The sequence below is a fragment of the Calothrix sp. PCC 6303 genome (assembly GCF_000317435.1).
GTDB lineage: Bacteria > Cyanobacteriota > Cyanobacteriia > Cyanobacteriales > Nostocaceae > PCC-6303.
Window position 1 is genome coordinate 5,593,451 of the sequence record NC_019751.1, and the last position, 19,535, is coordinate 5,612,985.

At 41.0% G+C, this 19,535-nt stretch carries 14 protein-coding genes; 6 read left to right on the forward strand and 8 right to left on the reverse strand.

Annotated elements, in window-relative coordinates; all coding sequences use genetic code 11:
* A complete protein-coding gene (locus tag CAL6303_RS31285; RefSeq protein WP_015200160.1) occupies positions 1–1,548 on the reverse strand; it encodes a CAP domain-containing protein in 1,548 nt (515 codons plus the stop codon).
* 403 nt (positions 1,549–1,951) lie between these two features.
* Here CAL6303_RS31285 and CAL6303_RS22640 point away from each other — a divergent pair, with 403 nt between their 5' ends.
* On the forward strand, positions 1,952–2,893 hold the full coding sequence (locus CAL6303_RS22640; protein WP_015200161.1) for an aldo/keto reductase: 942 nt from the start codon (positions 1,952–1,954) through the stop codon (positions 2,891–2,893).
* A gap of 190 nt (positions 2,894–3,083) precedes the next feature.
* On the opposite strand, the gene CAL6303_RS22645 is transcribed toward CAL6303_RS22640, so the two are convergent.
* Both CAL6303_RS22645 and rimO read right to left on the reverse strand, forming a co-directional pair.
* On the reverse strand, positions 3,084–4,676 hold the full coding sequence (locus tag CAL6303_RS22645; protein WP_015200162.1) for a DEAD/DEAH box helicase: 1,593 nt from the start codon (positions 4,674–4,676) through the stop codon (positions 3,084–3,086).
* Positions 4,677–4,843: 167 nt separating this feature from the next.
* Entirely contained in the window at positions 4,844–6,160 is a 1,317-nt protein-coding gene (rimO, locus tag CAL6303_RS22650) for a 30S ribosomal protein S12 methylthiotransferase RimO (RefSeq protein ID WP_015200163.1), read from the reverse strand.
* Between the two features lie 1,062 nt (positions 6,161–7,222).
* Here rimO and btpA point away from each other — a divergent pair.
* The 4 genes from btpA to CAL6303_RS22670 all read left to right on the forward strand — a co-directional run bounded on the left by btpA (position 7,223) and on the right by CAL6303_RS22670 (position 12,602).
* Complete coding sequence (btpA, locus tag CAL6303_RS22655; RefSeq protein ID WP_015200164.1) at positions 7,223–8,074, forward strand: photosystem I biogenesis protein BtpA; 852 nt, start codon at positions 7,223–7,225, stop codon at positions 8,072–8,074.
* Between the two features lie 213 nt (positions 8,075–8,287).
* Positions 8,288–9,325 carry a vitamin K epoxide reductase family protein gene (locus tag CAL6303_RS22660; RefSeq protein ID WP_015200165.1) on the forward strand — a complete coding sequence of 346 codons (1,038 nt, stop codon included), beginning with the start codon at positions 8,288–8,290 and terminating at the stop codon, positions 9,323–9,325.
* A gap of 206 nt (positions 9,326–9,531) precedes the next feature.
* Complete coding sequence (locus tag CAL6303_RS22665; RefSeq protein WP_015200166.1) at positions 9,532–11,739, forward strand: CHASE2 domain-containing protein; 2,208 nt, start codon at positions 9,532–9,534, stop codon at positions 11,737–11,739.
* A gap of 650 nt (positions 11,740–12,389) precedes the next feature.
* Positions 12,390–12,602 carry a hypothetical protein gene (locus tag CAL6303_RS22670; RefSeq protein ID WP_015200167.1) on the forward strand — a complete coding sequence of 71 codons (213 nt, stop codon included), beginning with the start codon at positions 12,390–12,392 and terminating at the stop codon, positions 12,600–12,602.
* Between the two features lie 454 nt (positions 12,603–13,056).
* Here CAL6303_RS22670 and nadB read toward each other — a convergent pair whose 3' ends face one another.
* From nadB to CAL6303_RS22685, 3 genes are all read right to left on the reverse strand, one after another.
* Positions 13,057–14,745, reverse strand: a complete 1,689-nt coding sequence (gene nadB / locus CAL6303_RS22675) for an L-aspartate oxidase (protein WP_015200168.1) — start codon at positions 14,743–14,745, stop codon at positions 13,057–13,059.
* A 221-nt stretch (positions 14,746–14,966) separates the two neighbouring features.
* Positions 14,967–15,407, reverse strand: a complete 441-nt coding sequence (gene psbU, locus CAL6303_RS22680) for a photosystem II complex extrinsic protein PsbU (RefSeq protein WP_015200169.1) — start codon at positions 15,405–15,407, stop codon at positions 14,967–14,969.
* A gap of 243 nt (positions 15,408–15,650) precedes the next feature.
* The gene (locus CAL6303_RS22685) at positions 15,651–16,304 is read right to left on the reverse strand and encodes a DUF3120 domain-containing protein (protein WP_238993842.1); all 654 of its coding nucleotides are present in this window, start codon (positions 16,302–16,304) and stop codon (positions 15,651–15,653) included.
* Positions 16,305–16,910: 606 nt separating this feature from the next.
* Here CAL6303_RS22685 and CAL6303_RS22690 point away from each other — a divergent pair.
* Entirely contained in the window at positions 16,911–17,723 is an 813-nt protein-coding gene (locus CAL6303_RS22690; protein WP_015200171.1) for an undecaprenyl-diphosphate phosphatase, read from the forward strand.
* Positions 17,724–17,752: 29 nt separating this feature from the next.
* Here CAL6303_RS22690 and CAL6303_RS22695 read toward each other — a convergent pair whose 3' ends face one another.
* Positions 17,753–18,412, reverse strand: a complete 660-nt coding sequence (locus CAL6303_RS22695; protein ID WP_015200172.1) for a cofactor assembly of complex C subunit B — start codon at positions 18,410–18,412, stop codon at positions 17,753–17,755.
* Positions 18,413–18,775: 363 nt separating this feature from the next.
* Complete coding sequence (gene rpaB / locus CAL6303_RS22700) at positions 18,776–19,504, reverse strand: response regulator transcription factor RpaB (protein ID WP_015200173.1); 729 nt, start codon at positions 19,502–19,504, stop codon at positions 18,776–18,778.
* Between the last annotated feature and the right edge of the window lie 31 nt (positions 19,505–19,535).

Here is a 19,535-nt window from a genome sequence, read left to right on the forward strand (position 1 = left end):
TTAAAAAATTGTTCCAAAATCTGTTGTCCAGTAATGATTGTAGTTGACATTGCCTGTATCGTTCTCCAAGTAGTAGTAACCAACACCAATTTCTTGGTAATCAGCACTCATGATGTTAGCGCGGTGTGTTGGACTATCCATCCAAGCTTGAACTACCTCTTCGGGTGAATATTGCCCAGCAGCGATATTTTCACTCGCCAACGAATAATGGTAGCCTGCATTGTAAATGCGATCGCTTACTCTAGAACCATCTGATCCTGTATGGTTAAAGTAATCTTTTTCTGCCATATCCTGGCTATGGGTGGAGGCTGATTGGTTTAATTTTGCATTCAAACTCAGCGGTTTCAATCCAGCTTGAATACGTTCATAGTTGATGAGTTCGACTACGGTTTGAGTGAACTTCGGCTGAAAATCGCTTGTGGTGGAAATTGGGGATATAGTTTTTGGCACTGTATCAGAGGTTGATGTTACAGCCAAAGTTAAATTGTAATTGGTATTCGCACCTACATTTCCTTGATAGATATGAACAAAGTAACTACCCACTGCCAAGTTCTGATAATCAATCGCTTCCATACTTGTACCTTGATTGATTGAACTTGCTAGTTGATTTCCTTGCATATCCCACAAGTCTATTTGTGCATCCGCACTCAATCCGTTCAATTTCACTGATAAGTTGACATTTTGAGGACTGACATCGAATTTATAGATGTCAGATGTATCAGTGTCTCCAATTGCATCCCTGAGTATCACAGGCTGAGAATTTAAACTAATTTGTCGTGCAGAATCGAAACTATTGCCAGCAAAGTCACTCTGAATATACTCACTAGCATTCCTCCCCAAATCCAAACCGGAGGAAACGAAGTCTTCATATCCTTGCTTGTAGCTAAAGTTTTTCTGACTCAAATCTGAGTTCTCTGCCAAGTAATATCTAACATCAAATCCATCTGCTGTAACTCTTCCTTCATCCAACCCATAATTACTTAGGTGTTCCAGCAATTGCTTATTGGTGTAATAAGCAATATCTGGACTTGCATTCCGATAATAATTGACATCAAATGCCACTGAAAATCTACGTCCTTCATCCAATCCAATAATCATAAAGTGATTTAACCCAGCTAGCTTATCTCCCTTCACAGCTTGGTTAACATCTGGATTTACGGCTAGATAGTAGTTGACATCAAAAACTGAAGAAACCTTTCTACCTTCAGTCACACCATTGCTTCTTAAGTGTTCAAATAACTGTTCGTTACTGTAGTTACTTAAGTCAGTATTATTTTGACGGTAAAAACTCAAATCAAATATTGGGGAGAATTTGCGTCCTTCGGCAATATCGTAATTAGATAAATTTTCAAAAGCCTGTTGATTAGTGGATAACCCTAATTCAGGATTACTAGCGCGATAAAAACCCAAATCCACAAATGGGGAAAACGAACGACCTTCATCTAAGCCATAATCTTGAAAATGCCTTCGTGCATCAACATCACTATAGTTTCGCAGATCTGAATTAGCACTGCGGTAGAAGTTCGCATCAAATAAATTTAAAGGCATAAGTATGTTTCCAGATTTACTGGATTTACTTTTTACCTGGTATTTCTTGTGCCATGAAGCATCTAGCCACAACAAAGCAAAATTTAGCTTACTGTGACAGAGTTTGTAGAAATAGCCAAGCGGGAACACATTCACATCATTTTATCAAAATATATACAAATAACTTTTTTTACATGTATTAAATGACTGTACTGATACTGAAAACCTTCACTACAAAGGTTTTCCAGATTTTATTTTTTTAGAAAAAAGTTTTGAAATATCTTCATTACCCACTACCTAAGGGTAGAGATCGGACTTCAGTACTCAGACAGAATTAAATTTCACCCAACTGTACAGCGTTCCGAAATCTACCGAACAAGCTAAAGTAAATAAATGTAACTAAATCAGATAAAGTTATCAAAATATGGAAAGCATTACTTTAGGAACCAGTGGTGTTGCTGTCACCCCTCTTTGCATTGGCACTTGGGCTTGGGGTGATAAACTATTTTGGAATTATGGAAAAGATTACGGTATTGAACAGCTTCAAGATGCTTTCAATACCGCTTTAGCAGCTGGGATTACTTTCTTTGACACTGCTGAAATTTACGGTATGGGGTTGTCGGAAAAGATTTTAGGGGAATTTGCTCAAAAAACCGACCAAACACTACAAATTGCCACCAAATATGCACCAACACCCTGGCGATTTAAAGGTGAAGCTGTTGGTGATGCTTTAACTGCCAGTCTCAAGCGGTTGCAAGTTGAAAAAGTAGAACTATACCAAGTCCATTGGTCATTTGCGTTTTTCATGAGTCAACATACACTCATGAATGCATTAGCAGACGCAGTTGAACAGGGACGCATCACATCTGTTGGTGTTAGTAACTACTCAGCAGAACAGATGCGTGAAGCACATCAAATATTAGCTCAACGGGGAGTCACCTTAGCGGTGAATCAGGTTAATTACTCTTTGCTTACCCGGCAAATAGAAAATAATGGTGTTATGGATGTTGCTAAGGAATTAGGTGTAACAATCCTAGCTTACAGCCCCTTAGCACAGGGTTTATTAACTGGAAAATATAGACAAAATGCAGGAGTTCAACCAACAGGCGTGAGAAAGTTAAGTCCTCAATTTCAGCCCGATGGATTGCGAAAGATTGAACCAATTCTGAATTTATTGCAACAAATTGGTGATAAGTACGGAAAATCACCCGCCCAAGTTGCTCTCAATTGGTTAATTGCTCAAGGAAATGTGATTCCCATTGCTGGAGCAAAAACTGCTGATCAAGTTAGACAAAATGCTGGTGCATTGGGCTGGCAATTGAGTGAGGATGAAGTGAGGGAGTTAGGAAGTATGAGAATTAACTGACTTTGATGTGAGTCATTCGTATCAAGGAAACATAGCTTGATTACGTTTTGCATCAAAGCTGCCAAAATTCATTAGACGATCTAAAAAAGTAAAAAACATAGCTAACTATAAGCCAGATAAAAAGACGAGCTTTTTATCTGACTTTTAAACAACTGTGGTGTTAGTTAGAGTTCTGTTCTACAAAGGAAGCTTATTCCTTGGTGCTAGCAGAACCAAATTTCTTGGCTGGGGTTGCAGAAGACTCACGTCTAGAAGTGCCACCACCGCGAAGTTTGGGTTTGGCAGAGCCTTTTTCAGCATCGCTGCTACTGCGCTCAGAACTACCCCAAGAGCGGCGAGAGCGATCGCCTGAATGATCCCGACGGCGACCACCACGGTCTCCACGGTCTCCACGATCACCGCGATCGCTGCCACCACCATCACCGCGAAGTCTGGGTTTGGGGTTGCCGGACATATCTTCTTCCGGAACATCAAGCTCATTTTGCAGCCAAGATGGGCGGGTTTGATCGTAAGCTAGTTGCAGAGCCGCAGCTGCGATCGCTTGCGCGTCATATTGCTCACTTAACTCGCGGACAATGGGTAAAAATGACGCTAAACGCTCACCAGTGAGGGCTTCACGCACCTGTTCCTGTAGCTTCTCAATGTGACGAGCTTCAATTTGCGCTCTGCTGGGAATCGTTTGGATTTGCCAAGCTTGACGAACGTGACGTTCAAATGCTTGCTGTTTGCGGCGCTCAAATGGCTGCACTAAAGAAATTGCGGTACCTTCAGCACCTGCACGACCTGTTCTACCAATTCGGTGAACATAGGTTTCGGGGCTATCTGGTAAATCAAAGTTAATTACACAGGACAGTTGATCCACATCTAAACCCCGTGCCGCGATATCAGTTGCTACCACCCAGCGAACTTGGCGGTTGCGGAAACGTGTTAGTAAGCGTTCTCTCGCTTGCTGTGATAAATCACCGTGGTATTCATCAACACTATGTCCTGCTGATTGCAGCTGGTTGGTGAGTTCGGCAGCGGTACGACGGGTACGAACAAAGATCAATGCTGATTCTGGATCTTCCATTTCCAAAATAGGTTGCAACGCCTTTGCTTTTGTCCAATGACGGGGAACCACATATGCAACTTGGTTAATTTTGGTGGGTGCAGCTTTGGGTTGTTGAACGGTGACAGTTACCGGATTCCGTAGGAATTTATTCACCAACTGGCGAATTGATGGAGGCATTGTTGCCGAGAACAAGGCTGTGTTTCGTTCTTCGGGTGCCTTGGATAGAATTCTTTCCACGTCATCGATAAAGCCCATGCTCAACATTTCGTCGGCTTCATCTAAAACAAACCAGCGTACTGAGTCCAGTTTGAGACAACCCCGTTCGAGTAAATCAATTACCCGTCCTGGTGTTCCCACAACGATGTGAACACCACGCTTGAGTTGCATCATTTGGCGGTCAATTGATTGTCCACCGTAGATTGCGAGGGTACGTAACCCCGAATTACCAACGAAGTTAGCAACAGCATCATGAACTTGCATTGCTAATTCACGGGTGGGTGCCAAAACTAAAGCTTGAACAACTCGCTGTGAAACATCTAATTGTTCAATGATGGGTAATGAGAAGGCTGCGGTTTTGCCTGTTCCTGTTTGTGATTGACCAACAATGTCCCGTCCGTTCAATAGGTGGGGAATTGCTTGTGCTTGAATATTGGTTGGTTCGGTAAAACCAAGTTTTTCTAAATGTTCAACGCGTTCTGGTGATAGTCCTAATTCTTGAAAGGAAGGATTCATTAATTCTCCTAAATTGTTTGTTTTTGACTTTTTTAGAAGTTATGAATTGATAAAGACGCAATAAATAGTGTCTATATGGAAGTTAGAAGTTAACTACTTAACTCAAAATTTTGAATATAAAAACTCTTAACTCCCGATTCGTAACTCCTAGGCTGGATTTACTAGATTTAATTGAGAATATGACCGTAAAGATCATAGGTGTCAGCACTTTCAATCATTACTGGCACAATGGTTCCCAGTTTGGCTGCACCACGAACATAGACTAATCCGTCAACTTCGGGGGAAAATCTGCCGGAACGACCAATTAATTCACCTGTTGCGGGATTTTCCTGCTCGATTAAGACATCGACTACTTTACCAGTTTGCTGTTGATTTTTTCGCAGCGAAATTGGCTGTTGTAGTGCCATGATTGCATCCCTTCTGCGATCCATGACTTCTTGAGCGATTTGGTTGGGTAGATCTTTAGCTGGGGTTCCCTCTTCTGCTGAGAAAGTAAATACACCAACGTGATCAAATTCATGTCGCTCAACAAATTCCAACAGATGTTGAAAATGCTCTTCTGTTTCACCGGGAAAACCAACGATTAATGTTGTTCGTAATACTGCACTTGGTAGTGCGTCTTTGATACGTTCAATAATTGAATCGTTTACCCGTCCTTGGAAAGGGCGGTTCATGGCACGGAGAACATCGGGGTGGGAATGCTGTAGGGGCAGGTCTAAATAGGGCAGAACGTTAGGTGTGTCTTTGATGGCAGCAATCACATCAGGTGTGAGTCCTGTGGGGTATGCATAATGCATCCGAATCCATGGAATATCCACTTTACCCAAAGCACGGAGTAATTCGGCAAGTTGTGGTTTGCCGTAGATATCTAAACCGTAGTTGGTGGTAATTTGGGAAATCAGGATGATTTCTTGCACACCTTGGTTGACTAGCTGTTGAGCTTCGGCAACGATAGATTCAATAGTACGCGATCGCTGATTTCCCCGAAGATGGGGAATTATACAAAATGCACACCGATAATCACATCCTTCTGCCACGCGTAAGTAAGCAACGCCTTCGGTTGTTGTTCGATAACGCGGGGTTGTCTCATCAGCGATATATGTCGGCTCGAAGCTAATCTCCTTAACTCGTTCACCGGATTCTGCACGCTCAATCACGTCTACTATTTTGTGGTAGTCTCCTGTCCCTACTACTGCCACAGCTTCCGGCAACTCATCCAATAATTGCTCTTGGAAGTGTTGCGCCATACAACCAGTGATCACGATTTTCTTATTGGCTTCCGCCAGTTCTACCAATGTCCGGACTGATTCAGTGCGAGCAGCTTCAATAAAACTACAGGTATTAACAATTACATAATCTGCTAATTCTTCGTTGCTATCTACACCATAACCTGCTTCTACTAGTAACCCTAGCATATGCTCGGTGTCGATTCGGTTTTTCTCGCAGCCCAGGTGAGAAATGGCAATTGTTGGCTTGTCACCCATATTGTGGAAACATTTTTTTATTTTTTTCCTGTTGTCAAGTGGTTAAGCTTTTGCTTCCCGACCAAACATTAGCGCGAAATCAAAATTCCTTCACTACAATTTGGTTGAGGTCGGTAAATTCCTGACTGGAATCCAGACCATAACTTAAATGAATAGCGTGCTATTATACGTTCAATCATCTACTTTCCGGTGGAAAATCAACGGAAAATTAAAATAAATTTAGGGTAAATCAAACACTGGTGATTTTTATTTAGGAAGCCAAACTGTTGGTATTTTACATTACCACAGCCGCTACGATGTGAATCTACCCGTCGGGAAGCCCGCCCTTGGAGGACATGAGATCGGATATTTCCTACTACTTTTTGTCCGTGGCGTTTGTTGAGAAGTCGCAACCTGGGGTAAAATCGCACGCACGACTGCATTTTCGAGCGGTAATGCAACCCTTTCACTGCGGCTTTGCCTAACTAAAAAACTTGCGTTTCTTAGTGTTTAGGATTCGTGAGACACGATTTAACCCTCTTACTAGTAAATAGTTACTGGTAAACCTTAATTCAGGTTAAAGGGCTTTGCAAAGCTGATTCGTCGCGTGCGGCTTGTGAGTGGCAAACTCCTCTGATAGCCAACTTCTATCTTAACATATCTTATGAAAGGTGAAACGCCAATTTATTCCTCCAGAGGGACGCTAAAATGTGGATGAGATATCATGACCCCGAAAGTGATGACCAAAGAGGATAGGGGGAAAGGAGTAGGGGTATTTCTCCTTGGGTGTAGATAGAAAAAATAAAATGTAGAGGTAAGCAGAGCGTGTCCGCTACGGACTTATTCTAACCTGGGGAAGGTGCGCCGTAGGATACCCACAGGGCTGTCTTGCCTCCACCAAGTGTTACATCGTGCCTCCAGCCTACGATTCGCAAGCTACGGAATGACAAAATATAGTTCTGTTTATTTACGCCGACCTACTTATTGGGATAAAGGTTGATATATTTACCTTTGGTGAGAGCTAGATCAAGAAGAATTCAGATGGCTCTAAATCCTTAACCGCTCGTATTATAGTTAAAAAACGTGGACTTATATCAGTTATTTAAAACCAGAACTCCAATTATTGGTGTAGTTCATCTTTTACCATTACCAACATCGCCTAGATGGGGAGGTAGCTTGAAAGCAGTTATTGACCGTGCTGAACAAGAAGCTTTAGCCCTGGCAAGTGGTGGCGTGGATGGTCTGATGGTGGAAAATTTTTTTGATGCACCATTTACGAAAAGTCAAGTCGATCCAGTTGTGGTGAGTGCTATGACTGTCGTGGTGCAGAGAATTCAGAATCTGGTTTCTTTACCAATTGGTTTGAATGTACTGCGGAATGATGGCAGAAGTGGTTTAGCGATCGCATCTTGCATCAAAGCCCAGTTTATCCGTGTCAATGTCCTCACCGGAGTCATGGCAACAGACCAGGGACTAATTGAAGGTGATGCACATCAATTATTACGCTATCGTCGAGAATTGGGTAGTGATGTCAAAATTTTTGCCGATGTTCTTGTCAAACATGCACGCCCTTTGAGTTCACCAAATTTAACTGTGGCAGTTAAAGACACTATCGAAAGGGGACTAGCCGATGCCGTAATTTTATCTGGTTGGGCAACAGGTACCCCCCCAAACCTGGAAGACTTGGAACTAGCTACTCAAGCTGCTAACGGTACCCCCGTATTTATCGGTAGTGGAGCCAGTTGGGAAAATATTGCTACACTAATGCAGGCTGCCGATGGTGCCATAGTTTCCAGTTCTCTTAAACGTCAAGGACGGATTGAGCAACCAATTGATCCTAACCGCGTCAGCCAATTTATGGAAGCTGTGCGCCAAGGTTGGAATCTTAAAACTGATGAACAAAAATCACCGTCATCAGTTAAGCTACATTCGTAAAGTAGCCACCACTGTAAGCTTTGTTTACAGTGGGGGTTAACGAAAAAATAATGGGATATTTTTATTTGGGCTGGACTTTAAACAAAAGCAAAAGAAGTGGAGGGGAACGAGATATTCCTTCTGTTGCCTCTGATTGAACTAGGTTTTCCCAATTTGTGCGAAATTACTTAGCTAATATTCTTATACCCGATACCCTTAATATCTGATTTAATTATGAATCGTCGTCGTTCTATCCCTTGGATTTACCGCTGGTCACGGATAATTATCGCCGTGATTGCCGCCTTAGGTGCTTTGACTACAGGTTATCTTACCTACACTAAACTCACAGGAGGTAAGGCTGCTTGTACCGCTGATGCAACTAATGCAGGCTGTAATGACGTTCTTGCCAGTGCTTGGGGAACAGTGTTTGGTCAACCCCTGGCTTTGTTCGGTTTTTTGGCATACACTAGTATGCTGGTACTTGCCTTGCTTCCTTTAGTAATTAAACCAGAACAAAACAAAGAGCAGCGCAAAAAACTTGAAAATATAACCTGGCTACTACTATTGGTTGGTAGTATCGCCATGACTGTATTTAGCGGTTACTTAATGTATGTACTGGCAACTCAACTCAAAGTAGTATGCCCTTACTGTATCGCCTCAGCTTTATTCTCACTTAGTATGCTGGTGCTGACTTTGGTTGGTAGGAGATGGGAAGATGTGGGACAAATTATTTTTACTGCCTTTATCGTTGGTGTAGTCACTTTAGTTGGAACTTTAGGTGTTTACGCTGGTGTGGGGAACGAGGCAAACAATCCAAATCCCGGTTCCTCAAAAGCTGCTGATGCAGCTTTGATAATTAAACCATCTGGAGAAATCATTTTTGATCAATTTAAGGCTGAGAAACCAAACCCCCTATTTGGCTGGGAAGTAACAACTACATCGGGTGAAGCTGAAATCGCACTAGCCAATCATATTGTTAAGACTGGGGCAAAACAGTATACGGCTTTTTGGTGCCATCATTGCCATGAGCAAAAACTAATATTTGGAAAAGAAGCTGCTGAAATTCTAACTGAGAATGACATTAAGGTAGAATGTGCCGCCAACAGCCCCAAAGGCAAACCCGAAGATTGTAAAGCTGCAAAAATAGAGGGTTTTCCTACGTGGGTAATTAATGGTAAGCAATATAGTGGTGTACAAAACTTGGATCAACTTGCCAAGATTACTGGGTACACTGGTCCGAGTAACTTCAAATATTTTAAAGCGAAAGCTTAACTTGATGAGATTCTCTGTACTAAAAGTAGGGGAATTGCAATGAATCTAGCAAACTTGGTTTCATTTGGGAACCAAGTTTTTTATTTTTTCTATATACGAAAGTTGCCATTTGCCGAAGTATGCATTATCACATATTAAAGCTAGCATTGTTAAGAAAAATATTTTAACAAAATTAACTAATAAATTTTCCCCAGTGGATAGTAGGGATGAGCAAACAGCAGAGTAAGTATGTAAAGAGATTATTGTTAACTTGGGAACGGGGGTTAATTCGCGGAAAAAGGGAATGGATAACTGCTTTGAGCGTAGCAGGCATTGTTTTGGTTGTGCGATCGCTTGGTCTGCTGCAAGTCTCAGAATTCGCTGTTTTGGATCAATTTTTCCAATTACGTCCTTTGGAAATGCCCGAAGAAAGGATCACAATTGTTGCCATTGATGAGGTTTCGATTCGCCAAATTGGCGCTTGGCCAATCTCTGATGCTCAACTTGCCCAGTTGTTAAATAAATTAAAGAAATACCAACCCAGTGCTATTGGCTTAGATATTTATCGAGATTTAATTACACAGCCAGGTTATGAAGAACTGATCGATGTGTTTAAATCTACACCCAATTTAGTGGGAATTGAGTTCCTCTCATCAAATGATGCTAGACAGGTACAAGCACCACCCCATCTGAGTAAAAATCAAGTGGGATTTAATAATTTATTAAGTGATCCTGATGGTAAAGTTCGTCGGAGTCTCTTATATTATTCCGATTCTCAAACAAGGCAAAGTTATCAGAGCTTCGCTTTAAAGCTGGCAAAATTATATTTAAAAGCTAAAGGTGTCCCGGTTAAAGATCCAAGCCGAAAATCAAATTTTTTGCAGTTAGGAAAAAAGGTATTTCATCGTTTTCAGCCCTATGATGGGGGTTACATTGGGGCAGATCATGAAGGGTATCAAATTATCTCTAATTTTCCTAAACCCAGGTGTGAAACTTGCGAAGAAAAAGAAAATGCTTGGGGTTTTCGCAAGGTAACTTTACGGGATGTTTTAAATGATAAAGTCCCGGAGAGTTGGATTAGCGATCGCATTGTTTTAATTGGCTCTGATGCATCAAGCCTTCCTGATTCTATTTTAGTTCCTTATTCTAGCCAGATTGTGGGTAATGCACAGTCAATTACGGGCGTGGAATTACAAGCTTATTTTATTAGTGAACTATTGCAGGCGGCTGATGGTAGACCTTTGCTACGTGTCTGGTCTAATGGTATAGAGTGGTTGTGGATTGTTGTTTGTGGATACTTAGGTGCAGTAACACGATGGCGAATCAAAAGGACTAGTTATAGTTTTTTGGCAGTATCACTGATTTGTTTTTTACTTTTGGGTGGCGCTTTTGTGGTTTTCTTAGATGGTTGGTGGATTCCAGTCACTCCTGCTTTATTGAGTTTATTTGGTTCAGCTATTGCAATTACTTATCAAGTTGCTCATATTCAGGAAGAATCGAAGCGGTCGAAGGAATTTTTACATGAGGTAATCAATACTATTGCTGACCCAGTTTTTGTCAAAAATGAGCAGCGTCAGTGGATTGTTTTAAATGATGCTTATTCTCAATTGGTTGGTCATTCTAAGGCTAAATTGTTAGAAAAGTCAGATTATGATTTTTTCCCGAAGTATCAAGCAGATATCTTCCGCTCACAAGATGATTTAGTTTTTCAAACTCAGCAATCCTATGAGCATGAAGAGGAATTTACTAATTCTCAAGGTAATATGTACCTGATTTCCACTAAGCGATCGCTTCACAAAGATGCTGCTGGTAATTTGTATCTGGTGGGTGTGATTCGTGATATCACCGAACATAAGCTGAAGGAAGAAGAACTTAAACGAGCGGCAGCAGAGTTACACCGCTCTAATGCTGAATTAAAAGAGCAGGAAGATCGTTTACGCTATTTAGCTTATCATGACCCCTTAACAGCACTTCCAAACCGGAAATTTTTTGAGGAACAACTACAGGAGTCTCTCAAGTGGTCACAGGAAAATAATTTATTACTGGGATTGCTGTTTATTGATCTTGATGGCTTTAAACAGGTGAATGATACCCTAGGGCATGAAATGGGCGATCGCCTATTAATTACTATTTCTAAAAGACTTAGCCATTGTCTACGTGGTAGTGATACTGTTTCGCGTCTAGGTGGAGATGAATTCACCGTAATCTTACCAGCTATTCCCAAAGTCGAAATTGTAGCTAAGGTGGCTGAAAAAATTCTTCTCAGCATTGGAGAACCGATTATTCTGAATGGTGAAAAAGCCGCCGTTTCTGCAAGTATTGGTATAAGCATATATCCCTTTAATAGTCAAGATAGCGAAATATTGATTAAGCAAGCAGACGCGGCAATGTACCGTGCCAAACATTTCGGGAAAAGTCGATACGAGTTTGCTTAAGTTGGATTTTATCCTCATTCTTATTCTTGTCTAATTTGTATATTTTGATTACAAAAATGTTTGAATATTTTCTTGAAAAGTATACATAAGGGGAAATACTTATTTTTGCGACTACATAGGGGATAAACAATGTTTGTAAATGAATTTGTATATCTTAACTGTGAAAATGTTTAAGTATTTTCTCGTAAAGTATACATAAGGGAAAATACTTATTTTTTGCGACTATATAAATATGAACCGCTTTAAATCGAATTCCCCAAAAACAAGGATATTTGTCTTAAAATCAGCTTTTTTGCTCAAATAAAGGTATTAGTATTGTTCAAAAGCACAGAAAAATCCCATAAAAACATTTAGCTTAATTAAATAAAAATAGTGATTATACTTACAAATATTAAGACTATATAAATAAAGACTCTGATCTCTCATAATGCCATGTTACTTTTTATGCATGAGATTCAGTCTTTCGACAGATTCAAAAGGTGTCATATTAGTGATACCACTTAAGCGTGTGTGCATCTATGATTGGTAAATTGAAGGTTCGAGTGGAATACCTCGGTGATTACAAGTGCGCCAGAATACTTTTAATAAAAAACAATAAATTTTGTTAGTTTATCTTTCGGAACATAATTCATAGGAGTTTACATGCGGCTATGGCTACTAGTTTTAGAATCACAGGTTTCATAGCATTGTTTATTGGGGCATACTTATTAATTCCAAAATTAGCTGATGGCGCGCAGGCGTTTACTGGCTCAAATGTTCAACTGTCTAACTCGGATGTAGCAGTTGAAGATAGTCTGAATACCGATTTGGAAATACCATATTTTGGGGAACCGAAGAGTCAGCATGGTAGTGGTACCAGATAATACCAGGTACCAGGTATCAGTTATCAGTTATCAGGCATCAGTCAGTTAAACCTCATCCATGATGAAACCTGGAGTTTTTTAACCATTCAAATGCGTCAAACAGTGACGGAAGGTAGACACGAAGCAGCTTCACTCCTGCGGAGAAGCAAGCTACGAAGGGTAGTGGGGGTTAGTTGGATGCCAAAACCCTTGTAGAGAGGCAAAATTTTGCATCTCTATATCCTTCAGAATTAACGGGACAGACCAGTAGTATAAGTCTGTAGGGCTGGGTATGCCTACTCAAAGTTTTTATCGAAAACTACAGTTCTCAAGATATACGAATGTCTATCCCACAATATTGGATCATCTTTTTTGTGGAGTTCTCTAAGTTATTAGGTAACAGCTAGATTCAAGTTTTCTGGTGTGTTTCCTCTAGCTTGGCACAAGCAGTTATGCATCTACACTGTTGACTGATTTAAGATTGATTCTGTGATTTCCAAAACTTATTTTGTTGAATAAGTGTATGAACTTGCCACTCAGAAGATTGTGTGGGGTAATCGAGGCGATAGTGTCCACCACGGCTTTCTGTTCTAAAAGCTGCACTTTTGAGAATTAGGTGGGCAACATCTAGTAGGTTATAGGTTTCTGACCACAAACGCAATTGTTTTTCAACGTCGCCAATATTAATATCTGCTGTTGTTGTCGGCTCTAGTGAGAATATAAACTTGCTGATGGGTAAAGCTACAAATTCTTGATGCCAAGATTCTAGCAACGCGATCGCACTTTCTAACAAACCCTGTTCCCGACAGATGCCTGCATTTTCCCAAACCAGACGAGGGATATTTTTGCGGATGGTATCAATTAATTGTTGTTGGGCTATCCAATCAGCTTCTAAAGGTTGAAATTCTTGGTTGTTTAGAGGTTCTAGCACCCTTGATAGATCAAGCTTATCCTCAAATTTACCCATTTGAGCGCCAAAAACAATACATTCCAACAGAGAATTACTGGCAAGGCGATTTGCACCGTGAACTCCGGTACTAGTGGTTTCCCCTACAGCATATAAGCCGGGAATATTGGTGCGGTTTTCTAAGTCGGTAACTACACCACCCATCCAATAGTGTGCGGCTGGAGCGACGGGAATTGGTTCGTTGAAAACATCCACACCCCAATATTTGCAAACTTTGACAATATTGGGAAATCGGTGGCGGATCTTTTCTGGGGGAATTGGGCGCATATCTAGCCAGACATGTGCTGTAGCTAAATCTGCGGCGTTTTTTTGGAGGTGGCTGTAGATGGCACGGCTAACGATATCGCGGGGGGCTAATTCCCCGGCTGGGTGGTAATCAAAGGCAAATCTAACCCCTTTATCATCCACGAGATGGGCACCTTCACCCCGTACTGCCTCGCTGATTAAAAATCTATCTGCACCGGGTTTGGTGAGGGCTGTGGGATGGAATTGGACAAATTCTAAGTCCCGCAAAATTGCCCCAGCCCGCCAAGCCATGGCAACTCCATCTCCAGTGCTGACTGCGGGGTTGGTGGTTTGGGCAAAAACTTGTCCACCTCCACCTGTTGCTAAGACTACGGCGTTTGCTTGCAACCAAATAATCCGACCTTGGTAGAATAGGCTCACACCGCGACAATGTTGGGTATGGGATTGGGTGTCAGGATCTAACCACAAGGATAAAGCTAAGGCTTGTTGAATAACTTGGATATTTTCTCGTTTGAGAACTTGATTTGTGAGGGTGGTGGTGACTTCCCTCCCGGTGGTGTCTGCTGCGTGAAGTACACGGTGACGGGAATGTGCAGCTTCTAGGGTGAGGGCGAGATTTTTACCTTCTCTATCGAAGGCTACACCGAGATTTACTAGGGCTTCAATACTACTGGGGGCATGTTCTGCAAGGAATTCTACCACTGCGCGATCGCATAAACCAGCGCCAGCTTGTAATGTGTCTTCAACGTGTAATTGGGGAGAATCTTCTTTGGAGATAGCCGCAGCAATACCTCCTTGCGCCCAATCACTGGCACTTAGGGCTATAGTTTCTTTGGTAATTAAGCCAACGCGCAGGCTTTTTGGTAGACAAAGGGCTGTATAGAGTCCAGCAGCACCAGCGCCAACTACTAAAATATCAAAGGCTGGAAGTGAAGAGGTGTGGGGATGCAAAGGTTTTAGGAATCAGTTATCAGTTAACAGTTATCAGTTAACAGTAGAAAAGACAGCTGCAAGTTTTTGGGAGTTACAGTTTTCAACTTCTGAAAGTTGTGTATTATTCTGAGGCTTGCTGGCACAAGTCTATGCTGTTGACTGAGAGGGTTTGGGAATGGGAAGGGACAGATTATATTAATCTAGCTGATTCCCGATTCCCGATAAGCAAAATTATCTACTTATCTATAGATACCATTGTTATAACGGTCGTCGCCTTCGGTAAATACAGACTCAACTTCTGATACGGTAAAGTTATCGAAGTTAGATTTGAGAATATCCTTTTGGCGATCGCTTAATCCATTAATGTCTAAAATATCCTTGACATCTTTGTAAGGAGCATTTTGGACAATTTTACTGGCTAAAGTGGGATAAAGTCCAGGAAAGCGTTGAAATGACGCAATGTTGGTATTGTTCAAATCGATTTTTTTACCATACACAACCCCTAACTTGTCGTCAGCACGGTTACGTAAGCCTTCGATTTTTCCAGATGCTAAAACTGGCATTGAATTCAAAGCAAAATGATCTAAACTCAAAGCCTGGGTTGGTTGAGTTGTTCCTAACCATCCAAAAAATCCGATTAATAAACTAAAAACTGATAATAAACGCGCCAATCGTTTCACGATGTTCCACCTCTTTTCATCAAACAAAAATTTGAGATTTACGTAATATGCCTTTGGATATGGGAATTTTGGATTTTGGTAGTTTTACCAAGTCAAAATTCTTTCAGCCAAAAAACCTGAAAAACACACAGCAGTTATCAGAATCTAATATACAGCGGATCAATACCTAAATAAACTCTCCTGGTTTGGAAAAACTAGGATCATGGGTTGTTGCGATCGCAATCTGAATCTATGCCAAGCTAATTATGCGATCGCTGCTGCCACTAAAAACAACATATCTACTAAAATCGTACTTAGTACAGCCCCGCTAAAGGCGTACCAATGAGGTTGTTTTTTGGATAATGGCACAATACCAACGGTGAGTAAAACTACCATTAAAACTATTGCCCAAGCACCTCCCCAGGGTGTGTGTACTTGGGTTAGGGCGTTTTGCAAAATGGGGAAGGCTTCTTCTGGTTCCACCTGCATAACCTCTCGCCAATAAGGTATTAAATTAACTAAATAAAAGTAAATATCTGTTAAGACGGTGCCAAATAAGGAACCTAAATAAAACCAGTTGCCGACTTTGCCCCAGTTGCGACGTAAACACCACACTGCGAATGGTAATGCGATCGCTTCTACTGGTAAATGCCACAATGGTTCCCAACGTAACCAACCCCAGTAGATTGCACCCGCAAACCAACTCCAGGTAAAGCCAAACAACAAATCTCCCCATAAATATGTCGAACTGCGGGACATTAAGTTTAAACTCAACCACAGCCAAAATCCTGTTAAACTCAGGCTCAACCATGGTAAATTTCTGACTAGTGGTGCTTCCACGAACACAGGTACCGATACCAGAAATATGGCAGCGCCAAATATGAGGAAGGGTAAAGGCAAGGAAAATGAAATTGGCAAAGGCAGAGTTGCCGAATCTCCATCCGGTGAAACTAAATAATTTTCTTTGCTAACCTGGCTTTGGGAGATTCCACCTTCCTGCCCATGCTTGATTGCAGGTGATGACTTTATATACGCCGATAACGTTGTATTCACTAAATCTTTTTTAATATTTGTTACTTAAGTTTATATTACACAACCGAGCATCGCAATTGAAGCCCTATTGAGGTGATTATTTTGGGATTTTTCCACTAATACCTCTGTGAAGTAAACACTCAACTAAAAGTAACAATTATTAAACTTTCATAAAATTTTGAAATTAAGTTGACTTGGGAAGACGAGTGTAGGAATATTATCTGCGTTCTCGCTGATATTTATGGAAAAAACTGTATAGGGAATAGGGAACAAGAAAATGATGTGTGAATTTTCTGTTTTAAGTAGCTTTTTGAGCGAATACACACTTAACTTTCAGACTTAAAAGCTGACAGCGAGTCTTTTGTGCTTCCAACAGTAACATTTATATAGGTTTAAGCTGATCTGTGACTGATTTAGAAAGTCGAGAATCTGAATACCAGCAATACAATCTTACCCTCACAAATCAACATCTAACTTTATAGATATATAGACATGGAATATATTCAAGCTATTATTCTTGGTATTGTTCAAGGTATCACTGAGTTTTTACCAATCAGCAGTACAGCACATTTAATTATCTTCACTGACGTTTTGCGCTGGGATGTTACCTGGAAAAAAGAAGCGATTGACGCGATTCAATTGGGTAGCGTGTTTGCAGTGGTGATTTACTTCTGGAAAGATATTCGGAGTATTATTAGCGGTGCGTGGGAGGCATTCCAACGTAAAAACTGGCAACAGGAAGAATGGAAAATCTTCTTGGGTATTGCCGTTGGTGCTTTACCTGCGTTGTTTGGGGGTTTGGCGCTGAAAATATTAGAGGTAAAATTAGAAAGTCCGTTGATGATTGCTGTGATGTCCCTGGTGATGGCAGCATTATTAGGTTTGGCAGAAAAAACTGGTTCCCGTAAGCGTGGTTTTGAAGATTTGGAAATCAAAGATGGGATAATTGTTGGTTTAGGGCAGATGATTGCCCTTTTACCAGGTGCTTCCCGTTCTGGTTCAACTTTAACAACTGCTTTATTTTTAGGATTGCAGCGACAAACTGCGGCAAGGTTTTCGTTTTTATTGGGTTTGCCCACATTAGCGATCGCTACTTTAGTGCAAGCTAAGGATGTCGTCAACGAAACCAGTATGTTTTTACCTTTACTGGTGGGGATAATTTCAACTTTTATTTTTTCCTATATATCTATTGCTTGGTTGTTGAAATTTCTCCAAAAACACAACAATTGGGTATTTGTCTGGTATCGGTTTGGATTTGCGATCGCTATTTTAGTTGCAATCAGTCAAAATGTGTTTCCAAAATAGCCCGAAACTTTCCTAGAGACGTAGCAATGCTACGTCTCTACAATTTTGATATTATCCGCCAAAGTTACAGCCAACTTATCTGCAATCCCGGAAATCCATGTTTCATCCTGCTTAGTATAGCTGCGGGGGGCATTTGCACCTAATATCATTACCCCTTCCTTGCCAATTGGTTGACAAATAATACCTTGGGTATTTTCTGGCAAGTAATCAAACTCAATTCTACCGGGATAAGCCTTAACATCAACCAAGTAAACTGGTTTGACTTTTTCATATACACGTTTGAGAATTGCCCCTGGTGTGACTTCCGATTTTGGGGGTAATATTCCGCGTCTGAGTAAGACTTTACCTTGATAAATCACAACAAGCGATCGCGTAACTGTATTAGTTAATAATAAATGTGATGCCCAAGCTAACTCTGTCTTTACAGTATCTGGCAATTCCGGCACCAGTTCAAATTTTTCCTCACCAATCAATTGCACCACATCAGGAATTTTTGCCTGTACCTGCTGCCATAATAAACCAGTCAAAATTAACAAAGCGCTCAAAAGCACACCCAAAGCATCTGCACGGGATTGAGAATTGGTAAGTTCGGGTGTCAAAATCCGATTCACAAACAACAAAACAGCACCCAAACTACCAACAACTATTGGTAAGCCTCGCAGTACTCGATTAGGATCAGATTTTGACATATTGCTTTCAATCTAAAAAATAATTTATAAAATAAATTCTGGCATCTTTCTACCTGTAGGGTGTGTGACACTTCGATAAATCATGTAATTGAACTAAGGATTTGTAGTGTCACGCACCAACGAGAGATTGTGACAAAAGTGATATTAAGACAAAAGCCACATGTCTTGTCTCGACAAAATTTGATGTTTTGGAATTTGCTGTATCAGTGGGATAGATTATGCAACAAAAGTCAAGCAGGTTTAAATCTTATTAACATTTTGATTTTTGATTAGACCTGCTGCACACTTTTAATTACCCTAACCCACCTAATCCATCACTTTTAACTCCTAACTTCGGTAATTAATCTTGAATTTTAAGTTGTTTTACTCCTCCCCTGGCTCAATTATGCGTTGAAAAAGGTAGCCAGTACCCCGCGCAGTCAAGATTAATTCAGGATTGCTGGGATCATCTTCCAGTTTTGCCCGTAACCGGGAAATATGCACATCCACCACACGGGTATCAACATGACGTTCTGGGGTATATCCCCAAACTTCTTGGAGAATTTCTGAACGGGAAAAAGCTTCACCCGAACGACTTACCAACAATTCCAGCAAGCTAAATTCCATTCCAGTTAAACGGATACGTTCATCACCTTTATAAACTTGGCGCTTATTGGTATCAATTCTGATGGTGCTGACGGAAATCACACCAGAACTAGGAATTCCCGAAGCACCCGTTTTATCAACACGACGCAATACTGAACGAATTCTCGCTTCCAGTTCTTTGGGAGAGAACGGTTTAACTACATAATCATCAGCACCCAACTCCAATCCGGTGATCCGATCCGCGACATCACCTAGAGCTGTTAACATAATAATAGGAACATCTGATTCCTTGCGTAGCTCCTGACATACACCGTAGCCATCAAGCTTCGGCATCATCACATCCAGAACTACTAAGTCTGGTTCAGCTTTGCGAAAAGTCTCTAAAGCCTCTTCCCCATCACCCGCAGTGACGACATCATAACCAATCATTGAAAGGCGTGTTTCTAGGATGCGGCGAATGCTAGCTTCATCATCCACTACCAAAATTTTTTCTTTATGGTTTTCCAAGTTTCTCAACGCTCCTTCACTAAAATTTTTC